Raw genomic sequence first — 19,837 nt, 5'->3', positions numbered from 1 at the left:
GGTTCGGGCGCGCTTATCCGCAGCCCGGCTGGCAGGGAAACAAGGAAGACAGGATGTCTTGGTTGCCCGTCGCCGCCGCCGTTTACCTTGTCGGAGCGGTCTTCTTCTTTGCCTGCACCTATCTTGAAGGCATGAGGCGCGTCCCCGCATGGGACTTCCACCGTTTTATCGGGCTCGCGGCCTCCGCGGTCTGGCCCCTGGTGATTGCCTATGTCTGGCTGATCAGCACAGATCTCCGGAAAAATGCTGCAGCAATTGACCGATAGGCCGCCGGCGCTGCGCCTTCGCCGACAAGACTCAAGCCTTTCTTAAATGTCCGCTGCTATGACGCGCCGATGCGGATGCACGCGCGTCATCGTTGATCGGATGACGAAAATTCGACAGGTTGAAGCAATCATACCGGGAGCGAAGTGAGCAAAGAGGCGACACAGAGGACTGCGGACGCGGCCGGAAGCCCGATTGCCGAAGCCGTCGCGGCCCCGCGATCTGATGGGGAACATCACCCCGCCGTTGCGGTGCCGGTTACGCTGAGCGTCAGCCATGCCCTCTTCACGCCAGCAACCGCCCGCGATGCGCGCAACCTTTCAGTTCTGTTCATCAGTCCGTGGGGACTGGAAGAACTGTCGACCCGCCGCTTCTACCGGGTGCTGGCGGAAGCCTTCGCCGAGGCAGGCATTGCCAGCCTGCGCTTCGATTTGCCGGGCACGGCCAACGCACGCGATTTCCTTCCGGACCAGTCGGGTCTTGCGCCTTGGCAGGCAGCGGTCGCCGAAGCCGTCACGCGCCTGCAATCGTTGACGGGAAACAAGCCGGTCGTGCTGGTCGGACAAGGGATCGGCGCCACCCTCGCTCTTACGAGCCCATTCGACCGGCAGTGCGTCGCCGCCGTCGCCGCGCTGGCGCCAGTCGTAAACGGCCGCGGCTACCTGCGGGAACTGTCTGCCTGGAGCAAGATGGCCGATGCAGCCCTGTCGATCAGACGCGGCGATGATTTGCCACCGCCCGGCGCGATCGCCGGCTTGGAGCCGCCTCCGGGCATCGCCGAGGCATTGAAGACGCTCAAGCTGCCCCATGATGGGCTGCCCGAGATCGCCAATCTGCTGGTCGCCGCGCGGCTGGGGGATTCTACGCTGGCGCCGCTTGCCGACCATTTCGCGACAAAGGGCAGCAACGCGCAGGTGATCACCTTCGAAGGCTACCAGGATCTGCTGCAAAGCCCGATGTCGCAAACCATTCCCGAAGCCCTGGTCTACCAGTTGCGGGACTGGCTCGTCTCGCTCGATGAGCCCTTGCGGCCCGTCCGCCTCGCTGAAGCTGCAATTGCCCGGTGCGATCCCGGCGCGTTGGAAGACACTGAATTTTCCGAGCAGGCGACGCGTTTAGGCCCCGGCGGACGATTATACGGGATTGTTTGCGAACCACGCTCCGGCCCGGCAAAGGCGACCGTCATCATCCTGACGACAGCGCACGATCCTACTTCCGGCTGGGGGCGCTTTTCCACGGATCTCGCCCGGCGACTTGCGCGCCGCGGCATTGCCTCGTTTCGCTTCGACAGCGCCGGTGTCGGCGACAGCCTGCCCGTTCCCGGCCGGCAGCGCCAGATCCTCTACGATCACGCCCAGATCGAGGACATGTGCGCGGCAATCGACCTGCTTGAACAGCGCGGCCTTCACCGCAACCTGACGGTCTTCGGGCGCTGCAGCGGCGCCTACCTCGCCTATCACGGTCTGTTGGCCGACGAGCGGCTAGGAGGTTGTATCTCGGTCAATCTTCGACTTTTCCGTTGGCGTACCGAGCCGACCGACGAACAGATTTCGCAGGCTCCACGTTCTCTCGACACCTACGCCCGCAAGGCCGTTTCCATCGCCACTGCACGGCGATTGATCGCCGGTGAGATTGATGTGCGCAAGGCCGCGACGAACATTGCCCGGAAGATCCACGAGCGGCTCGAACTGAAGCTGATGCGGTTCACAGGCTCGCTTCTCGCCGTCGGCCGCTTCAACAGGCTCGTGCACGAGGATTTTCGCCGCATGTCCGCGAGTGGGAAAAGGATCGTCCTCGTCTATTCGGAGCACGACGAAGGCGAAGAGAGCTTCGCCTTCCATTTCGGCAAGGACGGTTCCGGCCTGCGCCGCTATCTTGGTGCGCAGCGCTACCGGATCGAAGCGACGGATCACAACGTGACTGACAAGGCCGCGCGGGCCGAACTCTTCCGCATTGTCGAAGAGGCGATCGACCTTGGCATCCCCTGACAGGATTTCCTTGCCGATCATCGCCCGGGTCCCGCGTGGCCAGGTAGTCAATCCAGTCCTGTGTAGCGCGAGCCAAAGGTTCAAGAGGATAGCATGACGGACACTTCTTCGAGCACGGCGTTGTCGCCCGTATTGCTTTCGGCGTTCACGAGCCTTCGTCGGGAACCCACAAGGCCGGTCGCCTTTCGAACGGACGGCTTTGACGAGAAGTTCGACGACGATGTCCTGTTCTATGACGTGTTCCGCCGTACCGATGGCCTGGTGACGCTGCTCGGGCCGCCGCTGTTCAACCTCGCGCAGTTAATCCGCCCCGACAGCATCCGCGCCATGCCTTCCCGGCAGCCGTGTCCGTTCCGCGTTCGCCATATGGACAGGCAAGTGCAGTTGATCGCCAACGTCCCGGACACGTGCAAAGCACTCGAGATCAGCCTCGACGGTGCGTCCATCGTGGTCGAAATCCGACCCAATATGGCCGCACTGTTTTCCGGGCGTCGTGTGCTGCTGACCGAGTCGAAGAACAATGAGCTGACCTGGATCCGGGACTGGGCTGCATTTGCCCAGCGTTTTCACGGCGCGGACGCGGTTCTGCTCTACGACAACGCATCCGATCGCTACAGTACGGAAGAGGTGGAAGACGAACTCCGCCGGGTCGACGGCATCAAGGCGATCCAGGTTTTGTCATGGCCCTTCAAGTTCGGGCCACAGGGTCTCGATGCGACCCGCTTCTGGGACTCCGATTTCTGCCAGATGGGAGCATGGGAACATGCCCGCTGGCGCTTTCTGGCCGACGCGCGCAGCGTACAAGCCGGCGATGTGGATGAACTCGTTCTGTCGCGGCGGGGCAGAAGCGTCTTTGCGGCGGCCGAGGACGACCGGTTTGGCGTCGTGCGCTACCGGGGACGCTGGGTTGTTGCGACGGACCGGACGCCTCCGCTCGAGACCGGCACGCTGATGCGTCACCGCGACTACGACACCGTGATGCGTGAGCGCCCCGCCCGGCGCTTTGGCATCTTCCCGTATGACACGATGGCGTCCGCACCGAAATGGACCGTCGTGCCGAAACGCTGCCCGCCTTCGGCGCAATGGGCGGTGCATCGCATCACCGGCTGGCTCGCCGCGCACCGCATCTCCAGGGAATTCTCGCACCGCCATTTTCGGGAGATCAGCAGCAACTGGAAATACGCGAGACTGACGCGCGACAGCTACGATCCGGAAATGCACGAGATCGATCCCGTGTTGGTCGCGCACCTGCGTAACGAGGCCGCCACTTGAGAAGACGCCAAGTGTAGAGAATGCGAAGGCGGATAGCCAACGCACCTTCCGGCACCGTGAATGTCAGACCGGCACGACGATCGGCGTGCCGTCGGGAAGCTGCATTCGCTCGATGTTGATATCGTAGGTGGAGCGCAGGCAATCCGGGGTGAAGACCTCCTGAGCACGCCCAAACGCAACCACTCTTGCCTTGCGCATCATCAGCACCGTGTCGGCGTTTCGCGCCGCCAGATTCAGGTCGTGCATCGCCGATATGACGAGCGCACCCGACCGGGCGACATATCGCTTCAGGAGGTCGAGCACCATCACCTGGTGGCGAAGGTCGAGAGCGGACGTCACTTCGTCGAGCAGGAGCAGCGTGGGTTGCCGCATCAGCCTTTGCCCAAGGAGCACGGCCTGCTGCTGCCCACCCGACAGGGTCGTCATGGCGCGATCCGCAAGCTGGGAGAGACCCAGGTCTGCGAGGATATCGGAAGCGGCGCCGATATCGACGTCCTTCACGCGCCAGCCGAGCAACTCGTGGCGGCCGAGGAGCAACGTCTCCAGCACCGTCAGATTGGCGCTCACCTGGCATTGCTGCGGCATGAAGCCGACCTGCCGGTGATCAACGGCCTTGCCGCACCAGAGGATGCGTCCGGAGTGTGTCGTCCATCCGGCAATTGCCTTGAGCAGCGTGGACTTCCCGGCCCCGTTCGGCCCGACAAGGGCAACGAGCTGCCCGGCGTGAAGCTGGATAGTAACGTCGTCCAGCAGAGTGGCATTTGCGCGGCGAACAGTCACCGTGCGCAGGACAAGTCGTTCGGTCATGACGGATATCTCCGAGCGGTTCCAATGATGATGAAGATGAGCAGCGGCACGCCGGCGATCGCCGTGACGATGCCGACCGGCAGCGCGCCGGCGGGCGAGATCAGCTTGCCGATGACGGAAGCCGATATCAGCAGCGCGGCACCCGTTACGCCCGCGAGCGGAAGCGACAGGCGGTGGTCGTCGCCAACCAGTGCGCGCGCGGCATGCGGAGCGATCAGCCCGATGAAGCCGATCGTGCCGACAAAGCTGACCGCGGCGGCGGTCAGGAGGGCAATGAGGACGAAGCTGCGGCGCCGCAAACGCTCGATGGCGATCCCGAGGCTCTCGGCATTCTCGTCACCCATTCTCAGCGCTGTGAGCTGCCAGCAGTCGCGCGCCAGCAACGGTAACGAAAGGGCGAGCACCGCGCCGACGACGGCCGCACTCGTCCAGCTCGCCTTCAGCAGGCTGCCGAACAGCCAGAAGACGATCTGCTGCAGCACCTCTGGAGTTGCAAGGAACTGCAAAAGCGCCTGCAGCGACTGGAAGAAGAACATCACGGCGATGCCGGCGAGCACCAGGATTTCGGCGCGCGCCCCTCGCGACATGGCGATCAGATAGACCAGTCCGCAGGCGAGCAGCGTCATTCCGAACGCCGCCAGCGGCGTCAACAGGTAGGATGCGATCGGCAGCAGGCCGCCGAAGGTTATGGCGAGCGCCGCGCCGAAACCGGCCGCGGCGGAAAAGCCCAGCGTAAAGGGGCTGGCGAGCGGATTGTTGAGGATCGTCTGCATGGTCAGCCCGGCGAGCCCGAGCGACGCACCGACCAGAATGCCCGTCAGCGTCTGCGGCAACCGAAGTTGCCACAGGATCGTCGCGTTCATCCGGTCCGCGCCGTTCGGACCGGCGAGGAGCGTCGCCCAGACATCGCCGACCGTCATGCCGGAGGGGCCGAGCACGAGGTCGGTCAGCGTCAGAACGAGCAGCAGGCCGACACTCGCCGCGAGGGCCGCCATCCGCAGGCGGCCGGCGCGGCGATAGCTTTCATGCAGGCTCAGGGCCGTGGCTGTCATTGGCCGGCCGCCTGGTAGGGCAGGACGAATACGCCTTCGGCTTCGATCGGCAGCCAGGTGTTGTAGTAGTCGCGGACGTTCTTGGCGGGGTGCACGTCCTTGAAGGCGTCCGGATAGAGCTGCTTGGCGATATACTGGGCGTAGACATAGTCGGACAGCGTGCGTGCCCCGCCATGATAGATGGCATGGACAGCGCCGTTCTTGACCGCCGGGAGATCGGCCCAGCCCGGCCGGCCGAGATAGGCGGCCATGCGATCGCGCGCTATCGCCGGGTCTGCTCCGAAGCCGACGGTCACGGCCTGCGGCTTGTCGACCCACTCCGAACCGGCGAGAAAGATCAGGTCGGGCTTTTGGGCGAGCACGTATTCCGGGCTGAGCGGACCCCAGTTACCGACCTGGTCCTTGGCGATGTTGATGCCGCCGAGCCTGTGGATCAACGCGCCCCACATGCTGCCGCCGTAGGAGTTGCCCACTTCCGAAGGGCCCTTCTGGGCGAGTTCGACATAGACCTTCGTGTCCGTCTTCCCGGCCTTGGCGATGCGGGCCTCGATGTCGGCCATCGCGCTTTGGTAGTTTTCCGCCAGCTTCTCGGCGCGCTCTTCCGAGCCCATCACCTGGCCAAGGACCCGGGTGGACAGGACATGCTTCTCGACCGTCTGCGCATTGTAGTCGAGTGTGACGATCGGGATGCCGGCGCTTTCGATCTGCTTGATGCCCTCGCCAAGCGCGTCGTAGGCCCACGCGGCCAGGATCACCAGGTCTGGTTTTGCGGCGATAACTTTCTCGACCGAGAAGGTTCCGTCCTCGGTGTTGCCGATATCGGGAATTGAACGGAGCTGCGGGAGCGCCTTTTCGTAGGCGGCGAACTGGTTAGGCCGCCAATCCTTCCAGGTGGACAGCGACAGCGCCACCACCTTGTCGATGGCGTCGGGACCGGCAACGGCCAGGTAGTCCTCGTAGTAGAAGCCGAGCACGACACGTTCGGCAGGCTTGGGCAGCGTCACTTCGCGCCCCTTGACGTCGATGACTTTGATCTCTGCGGAAGCCGGCGCTGCAAAGGCGACGAAGGCGGCAATGAGTGGGATTGCGAACTTGATCATGGAATTCTCTCTTGCTTGACTGGTTTTGTTCCGAATGCGCAGCGATTTGCGGCAAGCGGGAAGCCTGCGGAGCTTGCGCGATCGTTGACGGTCGGCTGCCCTGGAGAGGTCGGGAATCGGCTGGCATGACGGCGGGCGCTGGCGTACGGTCAGGCCGAAGGCCCGGTCGCGCCATGGGGTCTGGGTGGAAGTCGTACCTTGATCAGACCCAGAACGTCATGCTGGTTGCCGATGGCCGACCCGCGCCCGCGGGCTTGCATCGGACGGTCGTTCGGGAAAATCGACGGACGACCGCCTAGATGAGGGCGGGAGCGGGAGGCGCTCGTGGCGCTGCATTCGGCGGGAAGACGTGGCGCGGACAGAATGGGGCGCGCGGAGGCGTCAGCGTGTCGAGCCGAACGAGGTTCGGGCTGCCGGCAGAATCGAGCGGAGGAGCAGGCAAGAGCACTGCCGACGAAATGAGGCAGGCCTCGCAGGCGTTCAGCAACTGGTCGCTGCCGCCGCCGTCCTCGTCGTGCCCTGACAGGCAGAGCACCGGAAACGAGCCATCGGGAAGAACGTAGTCAGCAAACTCTATCTGCGATGCCGCAGCGGCCGCGGCTGGTACCTTGTGGGCGAATCCCACGAGGATCAGCGCCAACGCGCAGACCAGCCGTATCACCGGCGACAAGGATGAGAGCCTGTGCTTCAAGGGTAGTATCCTTAGCTTGCGAGGACACTAGCATGGTCCGGTCCCATCAATTTGTGCAAAATCAAACACCGGCGCCCTCGCACGCGAGGTGTTCGGGCAGGTGGATTTCTCTGCCGTTGCAGACAGGCTCCATCCTCGGATGACTTGCTGGGTTGGGTGCCGGGCCACCAGGCAGGTGCGGTTTTATTCTTAGCAGTTGGTCGAAAGCGCTCGTCTGATCTATGCTCGACAGATGGATTCGCCCGCGTCCGTTCCGCTTCCAAACCCTGCGCCCCGCGTCGTGCCCGGCTGGGCGCTGTCGCGCGGCGCCGCGGCGAGCGAGGCGGACGCCGCCTTCGCCGCGGGCTCGGCGTTGAACACCCTCGACAATCTCATTCGGACGGAACCCGTCTGGGGCGGCTGCTGGCGTATGCGGCTGGCGCTCAAGTCCGCCTCTGCGGAGGTCCGGATGGCGGGTCGGACCGAGGACGAGGCGGGGCTCCGCGACGCCGTCCTGTTGGCGGTTGCTGGCGGCGATCCGGGTCCGGCGGGCCGGATATATCTCGCCCACAGAGCGCTCGCTGGACGCAGAAGGGCGATCGATACGGGCTTTTTGGCCGAGCTCGCCGACCTGCTGGCCTTGAAATGGGACGATCGGCTTGCGGAGGCCGCAGAACAGGTCGACGAAGCCCTGCAATCCGGCCGGGCCGTGCCGTTCGCAGCGGCAGGGCTCGTCTCGGCACTCTGCTCCGCGCGGCCGGATGCGGAGGCATTGGCCGGGTGGCTGGCCGACTGGGTGATCGCACACAGACTGAAATGGGAGCGGCCAGTGCCGTTGCTGGCGAGCGCGCGCCACGGGCCGGCTTTCCGCGTTTCGGGCGGCAGGGGACGCGTTCGTCCCGGTGACGACGGCTTCGCCCGAGCGGTCTGTCTGGCGCTCGTCGAAGGCGTAGGCGAAGCCTTGCGGAGTGCAAACGAGATCGGTCGCCGTGCTGACCGGCTGTTGGTCGTGGTGCCGAAGGTGCGGACCAAGGGAGCCGACCGGGTGATCCGGACGCTGCTCGACGACGATGCCATGTCCGCCTCGGCCCCCGGCGCCGGCCTCTCGCGCTGGGCGACCCGGCGGTTGTTCGAACGGTTGGAGGGTTTCGGTGCGGTGCGGGAGCTTTCCGGCCGGCCGACATTCCGGATCTATGGGTTGTGACGATGGCGGCGGGAGGCGAGGGCAGGGCCGCGCAATCGGGCAAGAGGGCGAGGCCGCTGGAGGAGACGGATCTTGACCGCGAACTCGAGCACCTGCCGGTCGGCCTGCGCTGGCGGGAATGGATGATGCGGGTGGAGGCCGTGATCTTTGCCTCCGTCGAGCCAGTGCGGCGCGAAACGCTCGCGCGCGTCGTGGGAGTGAACTGCAGCATCGACCTCATTATTGACGATCTGCGGGAAGAACTGGGCAATCGTCCCTATGACATCGTCTCCGTCTCCGGCGGTTGGCAGCACCGGACACGCTCCGCCTATGCCCCCAGCATCCTTGCCTCGGATGCGTCGACGCGTTCGGTGCCGGCGACGCTCGCCGAGCACGAGGCGGCAGTGCTGATGGCGGTGGCCTATTTTCAGCCCGTCACCCGCAGCGACCTGTCGAAGATCTTCGGCAAGGAAATATCGCGCGACACGATCGCCAGCCTGCGCGCCGACGGCTTCCTCGGGCCTGGGCCCCGGAGCCCGACGCCGGGCGCGCCCTACACCTATGTGACGACCAAGCTGTTTCTCTCCGCCTTCGGTTTTGAGACGCTGCGCGACCTGCCGGACATCGAGGCGCTCGAGGATGCGGGCTTGCTGAACCGGAACGCGCACATTGAAGTTGCCCTCGACCAGGCTGACGTAGGGGCGGAGGAGGACGAATGATCTGCTCCGCCGTCGGTCAGGCCTTCCTTGACTGTTCGGCCGAGAGCGCCCGCTCGCGGGTCCCGGAGACGATGATCTCCAACACTTCCTGCTCGTCGGAGTGCTGGATGTAGCGGTCGCCGACGTATTCGCCGCGCTTGAGCACCATGACGCGGTCCCCGACGGCAAAGATATCGACAAGCCGGTGCGATATGATGATCTGGGCGACGCCCTGCTTCTTCAACTCCAGCATGGTTTCCAGCAGACGCTGGGTCGCCATCACCGAAAGGTTGGCCGTCGGCTCATCAAGGATGACCACCCGTGGCTCGAACGAGATGGCGCGGGCGATCGCCACCGATTGCTGGCGGCCGCCCGACAGGCTTTCGACCTTCTGATAAACCGAGTTGACGTCGACCTTGAGCCGCTTGAGCACCTTGTCGGCCTCGGCATACATCTGCCGGCGATTGACGAACGGTCCGGTGACCGGCCAGCGACCCAGGAAGATGTTCTGGCCGACGTCCATGTTCCCGCACAGCGCAAAATCCTGGTAGATCATCTCGATGCCGGCATCGCGGCTCTCGTGCGGGCTCTTGAAGTGCACCGGCTGGCCGGCGACGAAGATCTCGCCGGCATCGCGCTGATAGGCGCCGGTGAGGATCTTCATCAGCGTCGACTTGCCGGCGGAATTGTCGCCGACGAGGCCGAGGATCTCGCCCGGATAGAGCACGAGATCGACCGACCGGAGCGCTTGCACCGCCCCGAAGGCCTTCTCGATGCCGCGCATCTCCACGATCGGCGTACTTTGGCTGTCACCCTGCATGAGTGCCCTCCGACGCCAGCCGGCGCTGTCCCCAGTAGGATCGCAAGCGCCCAAATATGTTGGCCTGCCGTACCCAGATGTCGACGAGAACGGCGACGATCAGGATGACGCCGATGAAGACGTTGATCCAGTGCTGCGGCATGGTGAACCCCTGGACGTTCAGTTGCAGCAGCGCCCGAACCAGGGTGATCGCGGCAGCCCCTGCGAGCGAACCGATGATCGTGCCATAGCCGCCGAAGATCGACCCGCCGCCGATGATCACCGCGGCGATGGCGTCGAGTTCGCGGAACTGCCCGGCAACCGGGTTGAAGCTGCGAAAATAGGCGATGTTGATGATGCCGGCCATCGATGCGCAGAGCGCCGACAGAAGAAGCGCGACAAAGCGCACACGGTTTGTGTTGATGCCGGCATAGGCTGCGGCCCGCAGATTGCCACCGGTCGACAGGACCTTCAGGCCGAAGGGCGTATAGGCGAGCACGAGACCGGCAAGCAGAGCGACGAGAAACATCCAGATCGTCTGCACGCTGACCACCTCGGCGACGGCGCGGATGAACCCTTGCGGCAGCGAAACGCCGAAATGCAGGAAGATGTCATTCGCCTTGCGGCCGAGCAGGTTGTAGCTCTCGGGCCAGCCGGTCAGTTGCTGGCCGGCGACGAACCAGGCAGCCAGGCCGCGGGCGATATAGAACATGCCGAGCGTGGCGATGAAGGCCGGCAGCTTGAAGCCGACCGTGATGGTGGCGTTGACAAGTCCGGCGGCCATTCCGGCGGTAAGGCCCATCGCCACGGCGGTCATCGGATCGGCGCCCAGGACCTTGAGGAAGTAAGCGGCGGTGCTGCCGGCAAGCGCGAGCACGGCGCCCACCGACAGATCGATATCGCCGGCCGCGATGACATAGGTCAGTCCCACCGCAATCAGCGCGAGTTCGGTATAGTTGAGCAGGATCGCGAACGTGTTGGACAGGTTCCACCAGTAGTCGGGCCGGAGGACCAACCCCGTCAGCCACAGCAGGACTGTCAGGATGATGGCGAGGGCATCGCGACGGGCGAGGAACCTGCCGAACCCGGCAGCGTCGAACGCCATGTCGCTAGCCACCGCTCCCTTGGTCTGGACGCCCTCGAGGGCGACGCCGCCCATTTCATAGGCGGGCGGCGGAGGACGCTTGCGCAACCGAGCCCAGATTCGTGCCGGAATCTGCCGGCGAATGAGGTAGGGCTCGATGAGCACGGCAGCGATAAGCAGGAGACCAAGGAACACCAAAACCGCCCCCGCCGGCAGAGTGAACCGGGCATTGACCGCAATGCTCTCGCCATCGATGACGACGGTACGGGTAATCGGCCAGCCTTCCCGCAACACCTTGTCGATCAGGACGACGACCGCGGCTCCGAGGCACGACCCGAGCACGCGACCACGGCCGCCGAGGATGGATGCACCGCCGATGACGACCGATGCGATCACGGTCAGTTCCCAGCTGACGCCATAGAGCGGCGTCACGCCCTTGTCCTGAGCCGCCGACAGAAGGGCTGCAAGGGTCGCGCAGAGCGCTGAGATCACGTAGGCGCGAATGCGCACCCAACGCGTGGGAATACCGGCATAGACCGCCGCCTGTTCGTTGCCTCCGGTGGCGAAGGTCTCGTAGCCCCAGCGTGTCTTGGCCAGCACGAGGGCTCCGACCGCGGCAACGACAGCGAAGATGAGGATCTGATTGTTGAAGCCGAGAACGTTCGTTTCGCCGAGGTGGAAGAGGAATGGATACTCCGCCGCCTTGTCGGAGTAGTAGATCGCCTGGCCATGGGTCAGCGCCAGCACGAAACCGCGGCCGATGAAGAGGATCGTCAGCGTCGCGATGAACGCCGGCACCCTCAGCACGGTCACGAGCACGCCGTTGACGAGTCCGATCGCGGTTCCCAGCAGCAGGCACAGAACCACCGAGGTGAAAATGCTAAGATCGAGGAAACTCGGTGCGAAGAGGCGGGCGAACATGACCGCCACGAGGCCATAGGTCGACCCGACCGACAGGTCGAGGTCCTTGTTGACGATGACGAAGGTCATCCCCACGGCGATGATGCCGACGCGGGACGTGTCGCGCAAAAGGGCGTGAAGTGCTTCGGTTGACGCGAAGAAGGCCGGATTGACGAGTGCGCCGACAATGTAAAGCAGGATCAGGAATAGAAGCAGCCCCACCTCCCAGCCGCCGGCGAGCTGTGGAGGCGCGCGGCCGAGCGATGTCGACGTTGCATGCGCCATGGATTTGTCCGGCCGATCTCCGCTTATACGGGCGAGGGGCGCCGAACGCCCCTCTTTCCGCATTTGGCGGCTTGCACGTTCAGTTCTCGAAGCGCTTGCCGACGTTGGCAACCGTCTCCTTCGTCACCAACTGAGCCCGCGTGTCGAGATTGGCAGCGGAAATGCCGCGGTCGATTTGCAGGTAAAGCTGCATGACCGGCCAGAAGCCCTGCAGGAACGGTTGTTGGCCCAGCGAGCCCGTCAGGTTGCCGGCCGCAATGCCCTCCTGTTGTGCCGGGCCCAGGTCGAAGCCAAAGGCGCAGATCTTGTTGGTTTTGCCGGTCTGGGCGACCGCCTTGACGAGCGGCGGGGTAAAGACGTTGTTGGCGGTGAAGACGCCGACAACATCCCCGCGCGACTCGAACAACGAGACGAGCGCGTTGACGGGGTCGTTCGGGTTCGTGTCGATACCGACATTCTCCGGACCGGCGTCGACCTTGAAGTTCTCAAGCTTGCCAGCGTCCTTCAGCGTCTTGACGATGGCGTTGAAGGCGGAGGTCACCCGATTGTTCACCTCGATGTTGCCCATCGCGGTGGAGGACGGCAGCACGATCGAACCTTTTTCTGCGCCGCTGTCGAGCACGCATTTGGCCAACGCCTCGCCGCCGATGGCGGCCGCGGACGCATCCTGCCCGGTGTGACTGATGCTGCTGCGGTTCAGCAGCGTGCCGTCAAAGGAGTTCGTCGTTGCGATCGGAATGCCCTTCGCTTCGGCGGCCTTGACGATGTCGTTGTAGGCGCCGACTTGTGGCGTCGTCATGATGATGCCGTCAACCGTCGGATCCTGAACGATCTGGTTGAGGATTTCGATCGCCCGGGCTGGGTCGTCCACCGGGGATTCGGAGCCAAGCAACAGGACCTTGGCGCCGATCAGATTGGCGGCAACCGTTGCACCGACATAGACCGGGTCGAAGAAGCCGTTGCCAGCTGTGTGCGTGACGATAGCAAAGGTCAGATGGCCATCGGCCGAATGGAAATCCTTCGTGCCGGGGGCTTCCTTTGCGGCCTCCTCGAAATTGTAGCCGCCGACCGCCTTTTCGACACTGCCGGATTGTGCGAATGCATACGAAACGCCAAGCGAGAGCGCCGCGACGGATGCTGCCGCGTGCAACATAGTACGCCTCATGACTGGTCCTCCCTTGAAAAGGGGCGAAAGCCGTTCGGGCGCTTGGATGAGAGGGCCGAATGCTTCCTCCCGCTCCGCTAATCTTCCGCGTATTTCTATCATAAGTAAATGGTCAACGGATCGTACCGCCGCCATTTGTTCGGTGGGGTTACACCGATGTACACCATATGGCTGTTCGCGAATCCTGCTGCGCCTCGCACACGTTCGCGACGAGGCGGTAAGGCGGCACCCGTGTGAGCACCGCCCCCTACAATATGAAATCGCCCTTGGTCAGGTTGATGATGCCTGCAAGTTCGATCTGGAAGTCGGCGCGACCGTCGCGGTTGAGGTCGCCGTAGACGATCGTCCGGTCGTTGGCCGTGCCCTTGACATCGAAGGTGCGGAAGATCAGGTCACCCGCCTTGCCAGAAAACTCGCCCTTGCCGCGCCAGGCAAATGCCTGGTCGCCGGCGATCTTGGTGTCCGCATCGATCTTCGAGACGTCGAGCCTGTCCTCGCCGCGGACGAAGTCGGTGACGATGTCGCGCTTGCCGCCACCGGACAGCGGGCTGAAGCCACCGTTGTTGACGAAGCCAGAATGGCCCGGCGCCGAATCCTTCACCGAGGCGAAGACGAAGACGTCGCGCCCGGCCCCACCGGTGAGAATGTCGACGCCGGTGCCGCCGATCAGCGTGTCATTGCCGGCGCCGCCCTTGAGGATGTCGTTGCCGCTCTTGCCGTCGAGCACGTCGTTGCCGCTCGTGCCGGTCAGCTTGTCGCTGTCGGACGTGCCGGAAACCGCCTCCTTCACATCCTTGACGATGATCTTGAACGCCTGCGACGCCTCATAGCTTTTACCGATCGACGGATCGTCGAGCCGCACCGTGACGTCGAGCGACGGGTTGGTCCCGAAATCGAGCTTCGCACCCTTCTTCAGCCACAGCGCGCCGTTCTTGATCTCGAACAGCTTGGCATCGGCGCCGGCAAGCGACAGCCGATTGTCGCCGCCGTCGGGATCGACGATCGAAAGGTCGGCGACCTTGCGCGCCGATGCCGTCGAGGCGTCCTCGGCAATCGAGGTCAGCACCTGCGTCGTCGACAGCGTCGGCGCGTCGTTGACCGGAGTGACGGTGAAGGTGAAGGTGGAGGCAACCGGTGTCGAGCCGTCCTCATTGCCGTCCTCGACAAAGACCTTGAACGAGGCCTTCGTCGTCTCTGAACCATCATGGACGAAGCTGACCTTGCCGGCGGCAAGCTCGGCGCCGGTGAAACTCGCCGCCGCCTTGCCACTTACAAGAATCTTGCCGGCCACCTGGCCGAATATGGAAAAGCGGACTCCGGAGGCGCTGTCGTCAGGATCCGTGAAGTTCAGGTCGGCGGTGGTCAGCTTGTACTGACCGCCTTCCTTCACGTCCGCCTTCAGGTCGCCTGTGAGGATGGGCGCCTGGTTGTCGTCATTTAGGATCGTGCCTGTTGCAGTGGCGGCAGCCGGGTTGATGGAGCCGTTTCCACTCACGCCTGTCAGCTTGACGATCACGCTCTCGTCGACCTCCCACTTGGAGTCAGGGGTGATCGGAATGCGGATCTCGGCAGTCTTCTGGCCGGCGGCGAAGCTGACAGTGCCGCTCGGAGCCACGTAGTCGATGCCGGATGTCGCCGTTCCGCCGAGCGTATAGGTAACGATTTCGGCTTCGGACGTTGCGGTGCGGGTGACGGTAAAGACGAGGTCACCGCCGGTGCCGGGCGCCGTACCTTCCAGCACGGGAACCGCGGAGGTCGTCACCGAATAGCGTGACATCGTGTTGATCAGAATGCTCGTGGTGTTCGAGCCGAAGTTCGTGCTGGCAATGTCGAGGTCGCCATCACAGTCGAAGTCGGCCAATGTGAGGCCGCCTGGGGAAACGCCGACCGCGATAGGCGAAATGGTCACGGGCGAGAAGACGCCCGAGCCGTTGTTTAGGAAAACGCTCAGCGAACCAGATCCGGAATTGCTGACCACCATGTCGAGGTCGCCATCCCCATCGAGATCACCCAGCTTCACGTCATAGGGGTTATTTCCTGTTGCCAGAGTGGACGAGGCAGCGAAACCACCTTTGCCGTCGTTGAGCAGGATCGAGACTGTGTTGCTGCTGAAGTCCGCAACCACGAGATCGGAGTAGCCGTCGCCGTCCACGTCACCGGCGGTCAGGCCGCGGGGACCGCGCCCGGTCGCCACAAGCGCCGGCGCCGCAAAGGTACCGTCGCCGTTGTTGAACAGGATCGCGACTTTGTTATCGTTGTTGTTGGTGACCGCGAGGTCAAGTTTGCCATCACCGTTCAAATCCGTCACAGCTAATTGGACCGGATGGGTTCCTCCGGTGCTTAGCGGCGAGCCCAGCAACGGCGCAAAGGTGCCGAAACCGTCATTGAGCATGACAGAGAGTGTGTTGGAGCGGTAGTTGACGGACACGAAGTCGAGATCACCGTCTCCGTCGAGGTCGCCCACACCGAGACCGCGAGGAATAGTTCCAACGGGAACTGACGCGCTCGTGAAAGTCCCATCGCCATTATTAAACGCTACTGTGACGTTGTTGCCGCTGTAATTGGTGGCAAGGAAGTCGATGTCGCCATCACCGTCGAGGTCGCCGACCATGATCTGACGCGGACCGTTGGTCACCGCTACAGCTGCACCCGACGTAAAATTACCTTGGCCGTCGCCAAACAGCACCGAGACGTTGTCGCTAGAGTAGTTGGTGAAGAGAAGGTCGAGGTAGCCGTCGCCGTTCAGATCGGCCGTGGCGTTGGACACGGGGTTTGCGCCAGTCGAAATCGGCGTATTGATGCGAAACAGCGACATGGTGGCTTCCTCCGTTCAAGGTCAGAGCACTCTCTCCATGTGAACGAAGTTTGCCCCCCACGTCGCTCGGATAACCACATCATGGTGTACACGCAACTCAAATCTAGGTTGAAGATTCAACCTCGTCCATTTTGCCCGAAGAGACCTAATTTTCTGCAAACACTTGGCGTCCGGCCAGTGGATCTCGTGCTAAAATTGTCACGATGAGTCATTTCGAGCGCCAGTGCGCCAAACGCTCTTCAACGCTGTTCGACCGTGATTTCCCGCTGGATATCGTCGGACTTGAATCCGATTGCTTCGGCAGACCGGACGCCCGGCAGGACGGCCACATCGTAGAGCTCGCCGATCGTGTGCTCGAACCGCAGCCATTCAAGTACGTTGCCGCTGTCGATGTCGACGATCACCAGCCCACAGCGAGCAACCGTGTCCTTTTCTGCGAGGCGCTCGTCAAGCGCAAGCCCCGAGAAGGTCCCTCCGTGACGGGGGCGCGAAAGGCCGATCACGGCATGCCGACCTATGAAGGCGAGCCCGCGGGCATAGCCGGGGCAGAAACACACCGGCGTGAACCTGCCGTCGGCCGTATCGAGAGTGCCGAACTCGCCGGTGCCGGAATTCAGCAGCCACAGCTTCCCGTCATAGAGTCGCGGCGAATGCGGCATAGAGAAGCCGCTCGCCACGATCTCGCTGCTGGCCACGTCGATCACGACGCCGCCGTCATGCCGCCGGTCGCGCCAGCCGTCGACAACGTCCGACCGGCTTACCGCGGTGACGTAGGCCGGTTGCGTGCCGTCCATCGCCAGTCCGTTGAGATGGCACCGGTCTTCCGCCGCGAGTGCGCTGATGAACTTCGGCCGCCACAATGGGCGAAAGCTCGCGGTATCGCTGACCGTTGCGAGGCAGTTGAACAACGTGTTGACGAAGATCGGCCGCCGCGCGCCGTCGATCTCGCCGAGGCCGATGTCGTGCACATCGGTCCGTCCGACGACGCGGCCTTCGACCGGTACAAACTTGCGGTTCGCGCCGGCCGATGTGGTCTCGCCCTTGCGCAACACGTTTTCGAAGCGCCACAGCATGTAGAGGCCGCTGGTCCAGAGCGACTGGCCGTCTGTCCAGAGGCCCTGGCACTGCTCGATCAGGCGCTCGTGCGCGCGTACCCCGCCGTCCGCCTTGCGGCCAATGAAGAACAGCCGACCAGCCTGGTAGGTCGTAAGTGAAATCGACGTATCAGCCGAGGCAAGCCAATCCGAGAAGCCCGAGGACAACAGCATCAAGGGCCCCTCGTCGCCGTTGGTGTTGGTTGGGATCTCGCTCACGTCTTAGCCTCAATTTCCAAACCGTGCAGCACTGCTCGCTACATCCGCCACTTCAGGCCGATTCGGACGGTGTCGAACGTCACGTCGTTCTCGAAGCGCGGGAATGCGTCGGGCGGGAAGGCCGCAGCGCCGGTGGCGGTGACGGTGCCGAAGTCGTAGTGCAGGTACTCGAGCCCGACCGACCAGTTCGGCTGGTAACGCCATTCGACGCCGCCGCCGGCCACCCAACCGCCCTCGGTGCCGCCACCGGAGACGTCCATCTCCACGTTGGCCGGCGGGGTTGGGGTGGAGAAGGCGCGCACGTCGACATTGGCGAGCGCATAGCCGCCGGTGACGTAGAAGAGTACGTCCGAGGCAGCGACGCCGGCACGCAGGCGCGCGCTTGCCGCCCAGTCCATGTCGAATGTCGCATGGGTGTTGCCGTTGATCGCCGAGGTGCCAGTGGCCCCGAGGTTCATCAGCGAGAAATCGATGGCGCCGCCGAGCACGAAGGTCGTGCCGCCGAAATCGACCTGCCGGTCGCAGCCCGCTTCGACGCCGCCGGCCAGCCCGCCATCATCGGTGGAGATCCGGTCGTAGAAGCCGTCGTTCCAAAACACGTCCATGCCGGCATAGGGGCCCTGGCGATAGGGCGTGTCGGTCGCGTCCGCATCAGCGCGCCCATAGCCGGCATTGGCACCCAGATAGCAACCGGACCACGACGCCGAGCCTGCCGTCGATTGATCGGCAGCGACTGCACCAATGGTCGTAGATAAAATCAACGAGGCAGCCGAAACGACCATCAGCGAGAAATGACCCGGCATTGGTTCCCCCGAAGAGAAAATTTATATAATAAACAACTAATGCGCTCAAGCAGAACCGCTGCGACCAGAACGCGATATATCGTGTCGGTGCGGCCTGTGAAAGATCAAAAATCCGTTAATCTGTTAAGTTGGGGATGCACCAGCCGACGAGACGCCCGCTTTGATGCGACCGCCTCAGATTTCGTAGTCGGCGGTCACATTCAGGGAAGCGATGAAGCGCCTGGTGCGCTCTCGTTCGGGCCGGGAAAAGATCTGCGCCGGAGACCCGCTCTCGACAATGACGCCGCCATCCAGAAACACGACCTTGTCGGCCACGCGCGAGGCGAGCCTCAGGTCGTGCGTCGCCATCATCATTGTCGTGCCCTCGCGCGCCAGCCGGCCAAGGACGTCGACGACCTCCTCGGCCAGTTCCGGATCGAGGGCGGACGTCGGCTCGTCGCAGAGAAGCACGCGCGGGGAGGGGGCGAGGGCCCGTGCGATTGCGACGCGCTGCTGCTGTCCGCCGGAAAGCGTCGCAGGCCACGCGTCTGTCTTGTGCGCCATGCCCACCTTCTCCAGCAGTTCCATCGCTCGTGTCCGCGCACGCTCAGCCGGCCATTTCAGCACCGTCACGAGGCCCTCCATGACGTTTTCGATCGCGGTGCGGTGCGGAAATAGCTGAAAATTCTGGAACACCATGCCGGTCTGGCGACGCAGGCGCTGAATGTCGGCCCAGCCGAACCGCGCCGCGTCCGAGAAGGAAAGCATCTCCTCTCCGATACGCACGGTTCCGCGTGTCGGGATCTCCAGGAGATTGACGCAGCGAAGCAGCGTGCTCTTGCCCCCGCCGGAGGGGCCGACCAGTGCGGTCACCGTGCCTTCCGGCATGTCGACACTGACGTCGTTGAGCACGACATTGTCGCCAAAGCGCTTCTCGATGTGTCCGAGTTCGATCATGCGCGTGCCTCCAGGAAGCCGCCGTAACGGGAGAAGCGCTTCTCCAGCCGCACCTGCAATGCGGACAGAACCGAGCTCATGGCGAGATAGATCAGGGCCGCCTCGATATAGAGGATCAGCGGTTCGTAACTGGTGGCAACGATGCGCTGCGCCGTCTGGAACAGTTCCGGAACGGTGATGGCGGCTGCGAGCGAGGTGTCCTTGACCAGCGAGATGAAGGTGTTCGACAGCGGCGGCACGGCGGTGCGGCCGGCCTGCGGCAGGATCGTGCGGCGCATCGCCTGGCCCCAGCTCATGCCGATCGAATAGGACGCCTCCCACTGGCCGCGCGGAACCGAGGCGATCACCGCGCGGATGATCTCGGAGGTGTAGGCGCCGACATTGAGGCTGAAGCCGATCAGCGCGGCAGGAAAGGCGTCGAGCAGAATGCCGAGGCTCGGCAGACCGTAAAAGATCACGAACAACTGCACCAGAAGCGGGGTGCCGCGAAAGATCCAGACGTAGAAGCGCGCGATCGCCACGAAGGGTTTCGGCGCAAACAACCGGACGATGGCGACGAGCAGGCCGAGCGACAGCCCGAAGGCGAAGGACAGAAGCGTCAGCGGAATGGTGAAGACGAGGCCGGCCCACAGAAGGGGCACAAGCGAATCGAGCATCAGTTGGAGCCAGTGCGGCAAGACAAACCTCGGAAGAAGCGTGCGGG

17 protein-coding genes are annotated in these 19,837 nt (G+C 63.6%); 5 read left to right on the top strand and 12 right to left on the bottom strand.

Features of this window, described 5'->3' with window-relative positions:
• Positions 1 to 53: 53 nt before the first annotated feature.
• The 3 genes from AC1DDS_RS07800 to AC1DDS_RS07790 all read left to right on the top strand — a co-directional run bounded on the left by AC1DDS_RS07800 (position 54) and on the right by AC1DDS_RS07790 (position 3,524).
• Positions 54 to 266 (top strand): hypothetical protein, encoded by a 213-nt coding sequence (locus AC1DDS_RS07800; RefSeq protein ID WP_477478360.1) that lies wholly within the window; start codon positions 54 to 56, stop codon positions 264 to 266.
• Between the two features lie 144 nt (positions 267 to 410).
• The gene (locus tag AC1DDS_RS07795) at positions 411 to 2,252 is read left to right on the top strand and encodes an alpha/beta hydrolase (RefSeq protein WP_477478359.1); all 1,842 of its coding nucleotides are present in this window, start codon (positions 411 to 413) and stop codon (positions 2,250 to 2,252) included.
• A 237-nt stretch (positions 2,253 to 2,489) separates the two neighbouring features.
• The gene (locus AC1DDS_RS07790; RefSeq protein WP_477478358.1) at positions 2,490 to 3,524 is read left to right on the top strand and encodes a hypothetical protein; all 1,035 of its coding nucleotides are present in this window, start codon (positions 2,490 to 2,492) and stop codon (positions 3,522 to 3,524) included.
• Positions 3,525 to 3,587: 63 nt separating this feature from the next.
• Here the strand turns inward: AC1DDS_RS07790 and AC1DDS_RS07785 are convergent, their stop codons facing one another.
• From AC1DDS_RS07785 to AC1DDS_RS07770, 4 genes are all read right to left on the bottom strand, one after another.
• Positions 3,588 to 4,331 (bottom strand): ABC transporter ATP-binding protein, encoded by a 744-nt coding sequence (locus AC1DDS_RS07785; RefSeq protein WP_477478357.1) that lies wholly within the window; start codon positions 4,329 to 4,331, stop codon positions 3,588 to 3,590.
• A complete protein-coding gene (locus tag AC1DDS_RS07780) occupies positions 4,328 to 5,383 on the bottom strand; it encodes a FecCD family ABC transporter permease (RefSeq protein WP_477478356.1) in 1,056 nt (351 codons plus the stop codon). Before AC1DDS_RS07780 ends, AC1DDS_RS07785 begins: the two co-directional genes overlap by 4 nt.
• Complete coding sequence (locus tag AC1DDS_RS07775) at positions 5,380 to 6,483, bottom strand: ABC transporter substrate-binding protein (RefSeq protein WP_477478355.1); 1,104 nt, start codon at positions 6,481 to 6,483, stop codon at positions 5,380 to 5,382. Before AC1DDS_RS07775 ends, AC1DDS_RS07780 begins: the two co-directional genes overlap by 4 nt.
• Positions 6,484 to 6,778: 295 nt before the next feature.
• Entirely contained in the window at positions 6,779 to 7,174 is a 396-nt protein-coding gene (locus AC1DDS_RS07770; RefSeq protein WP_477478354.1) for a hypothetical protein, read from the bottom strand.
• Positions 7,175 to 7,406: 232 nt separating this feature from the next.
• On the opposite strand from AC1DDS_RS07770, the gene AC1DDS_RS07765 reads away from it, so the two are divergent.
• Entirely contained in the window at positions 7,407 to 8,357 is a 951-nt protein-coding gene (locus tag AC1DDS_RS07765; RefSeq protein WP_477478353.1) for a DUF1403 family protein, read from the top strand.
• Between the two features lie 2 nt (positions 8,358 to 8,359).
• The gene (scpB, locus tag AC1DDS_RS07760) at positions 8,360 to 9,055 is read left to right on the top strand and encodes an SMC-Scp complex subunit ScpB (protein ID WP_477478628.1); all 696 of its coding nucleotides are present in this window, start codon (positions 8,360 to 8,362) and stop codon (positions 9,053 to 9,055) included.
• Positions 9,056 to 9,071: 16 nt separating this feature from the next.
• On the opposite strand, the gene AC1DDS_RS07755 is transcribed toward scpB, so the two are convergent.
• The 8 genes from AC1DDS_RS07755 to AC1DDS_RS07720 form a co-directional block, all read right to left on the bottom strand.
• Entirely contained in the window at positions 9,072 to 9,854 is a 783-nt protein-coding gene (locus AC1DDS_RS07755; protein WP_477478352.1) for an ATP-binding cassette domain-containing protein, read from the bottom strand.
• Positions 9,844 to 12,102 (bottom strand): ABC transporter permease, encoded by a 2,259-nt coding sequence (locus tag AC1DDS_RS07750; RefSeq protein ID WP_477478351.1) that lies wholly within the window; start codon positions 12,100 to 12,102, stop codon positions 9,844 to 9,846. The genes AC1DDS_RS07755 and AC1DDS_RS07750 overlap by 11 nt, the downstream gene beginning before the upstream one ends.
• 79 nt (positions 12,103 to 12,181) lie before the next feature.
• Positions 12,182 to 13,267: a substrate-binding domain-containing protein gene (locus AC1DDS_RS07745; RefSeq protein ID WP_477478350.1), complete on the bottom strand. Its 1,086-nt coding sequence runs from the start codon at positions 13,265 to 13,267 to the stop codon at positions 12,182 to 12,184.
• A gap of 247 nt (positions 13,268 to 13,514) precedes the next feature.
• Positions 13,515 to 16,082 carry an FG-GAP-like repeat-containing protein gene (locus tag AC1DDS_RS07740; protein WP_477478349.1) on the bottom strand — a complete coding sequence of 856 codons (2,568 nt, stop codon included), beginning with the start codon at positions 16,080 to 16,082 and terminating at the stop codon, positions 13,515 to 13,517.
• A 239-nt stretch (positions 16,083 to 16,321) separates the two neighbouring features.
• Positions 16,322 to 17,395, bottom strand: a complete 1,074-nt coding sequence (locus AC1DDS_RS07735; RefSeq protein WP_477478348.1) for a TIGR03032 family protein — start codon at positions 17,393 to 17,395, stop codon at positions 16,322 to 16,324.
• A 38-nt stretch (positions 17,396 to 17,433) separates the two neighbouring features.
• Positions 17,434 to 18,198: an outer membrane protein gene (locus AC1DDS_RS07730; protein WP_477478347.1), complete on the bottom strand. Its 765-nt coding sequence runs from the start codon at positions 18,196 to 18,198 to the stop codon at positions 17,434 to 17,436.
• A 174-nt stretch (positions 18,199 to 18,372) separates the two neighbouring features.
• On the bottom strand, positions 18,373 to 19,134 hold the full coding sequence (locus AC1DDS_RS07725) for an amino acid ABC transporter ATP-binding protein (protein WP_477478346.1): 762 nt from the start codon (positions 19,132 to 19,134) through the stop codon (positions 18,373 to 18,375).
• On the bottom strand, positions 19,131 to 19,811 hold the full coding sequence (locus AC1DDS_RS07720; RefSeq protein ID WP_477478345.1) for an ABC transporter permease subunit: 681 nt from the start codon (positions 19,809 to 19,811) through the stop codon (positions 19,131 to 19,133). Before AC1DDS_RS07720 ends, AC1DDS_RS07725 begins: the two co-directional genes overlap by 4 nt.
• Between the last annotated feature and the right edge of the window lie 26 nt (positions 19,812 to 19,837).

Source organism: Mycoplana sp. 10N416 (assembly GCF_056394765.1).
The sequence above is the reverse complement of the archived record's forward strand: the minus strand, read 5'-3'. Positions and strand labels throughout refer to the sequence as shown.

What these genes read in the sequence shown, in the direction of transcription:
- scpB (WP_477478628.1), top strand. Translation starts at nt 8,360, where the DNA reads ATGGCGGCGGGAGGCGAGGGCAGGGCCGCGCAATCGGGCAAGAGGGCG.
- AC1DDS_RS07775 (WP_477478355.1), bottom strand. Translation starts at nt 6,483, where the DNA reads ATGATCAAGTTCGCAATCCCACTCATTGCCGCCTTCGTCGCCTTTGCA.
- AC1DDS_RS07785 (WP_477478357.1), bottom strand. Translation starts at nt 4,331, where the DNA reads ATGACCGAACGACTTGTCCTGCGCACGGTGACTGTTCGCCGCGCAAAT.
- AC1DDS_RS07755 (WP_477478352.1), bottom strand. Translation starts at nt 9,854, where the DNA reads ATGCAGGGTGACAGCCAAAGTACGCCGATCGTGGAGATGCGCGGCATC.
- AC1DDS_RS07780 (WP_477478356.1), bottom strand. Translation starts at nt 5,383, where the DNA reads ATGACAGCCACGGCCCTGAGCCTGCATGAAAGCTATCGCCGCGCCGGC.
- AC1DDS_RS07745 (WP_477478350.1), bottom strand. Translation starts at nt 13,267, where the DNA reads ATGAGGCGTACTATGTTGCACGCGGCAGCATCCGTCGCGGCGCTCTCG.
- AC1DDS_RS07800 (WP_477478360.1), top strand. Translation starts at nt 54, where the DNA reads ATGTCTTGGTTGCCCGTCGCCGCCGCCGTTTACCTTGTCGGAGCGGTC.
- AC1DDS_RS07765 (WP_477478353.1), top strand. Translation starts at nt 7,407, where the DNA reads ATGGATTCGCCCGCGTCCGTTCCGCTTCCAAACCCTGCGCCCCGCGTC.
- AC1DDS_RS07740 (WP_477478349.1), bottom strand. Translation starts at nt 16,082, where the DNA reads ATGTCGCTGTTTCGCATCAATACGCCGATTTCGACTGGCGCAAACCCC.
- AC1DDS_RS07730 (WP_477478347.1), bottom strand. Translation starts at nt 18,198, where the DNA reads ATGCCGGGTCATTTCTCGCTGATGGTCGTTTCGGCTGCCTCGTTGATT.
- AC1DDS_RS07725 (WP_477478346.1), bottom strand. Translation starts at nt 19,134, where the DNA reads ATGATCGAACTCGGACACATCGAGAAGCGCTTTGGCGACAATGTCGTG.
- AC1DDS_RS07750 (WP_477478351.1), bottom strand. Translation starts at nt 12,102, where the DNA reads ATGGCGCATGCAACGTCGACATCGCTCGGCCGCGCGCCTCCACAGCTC.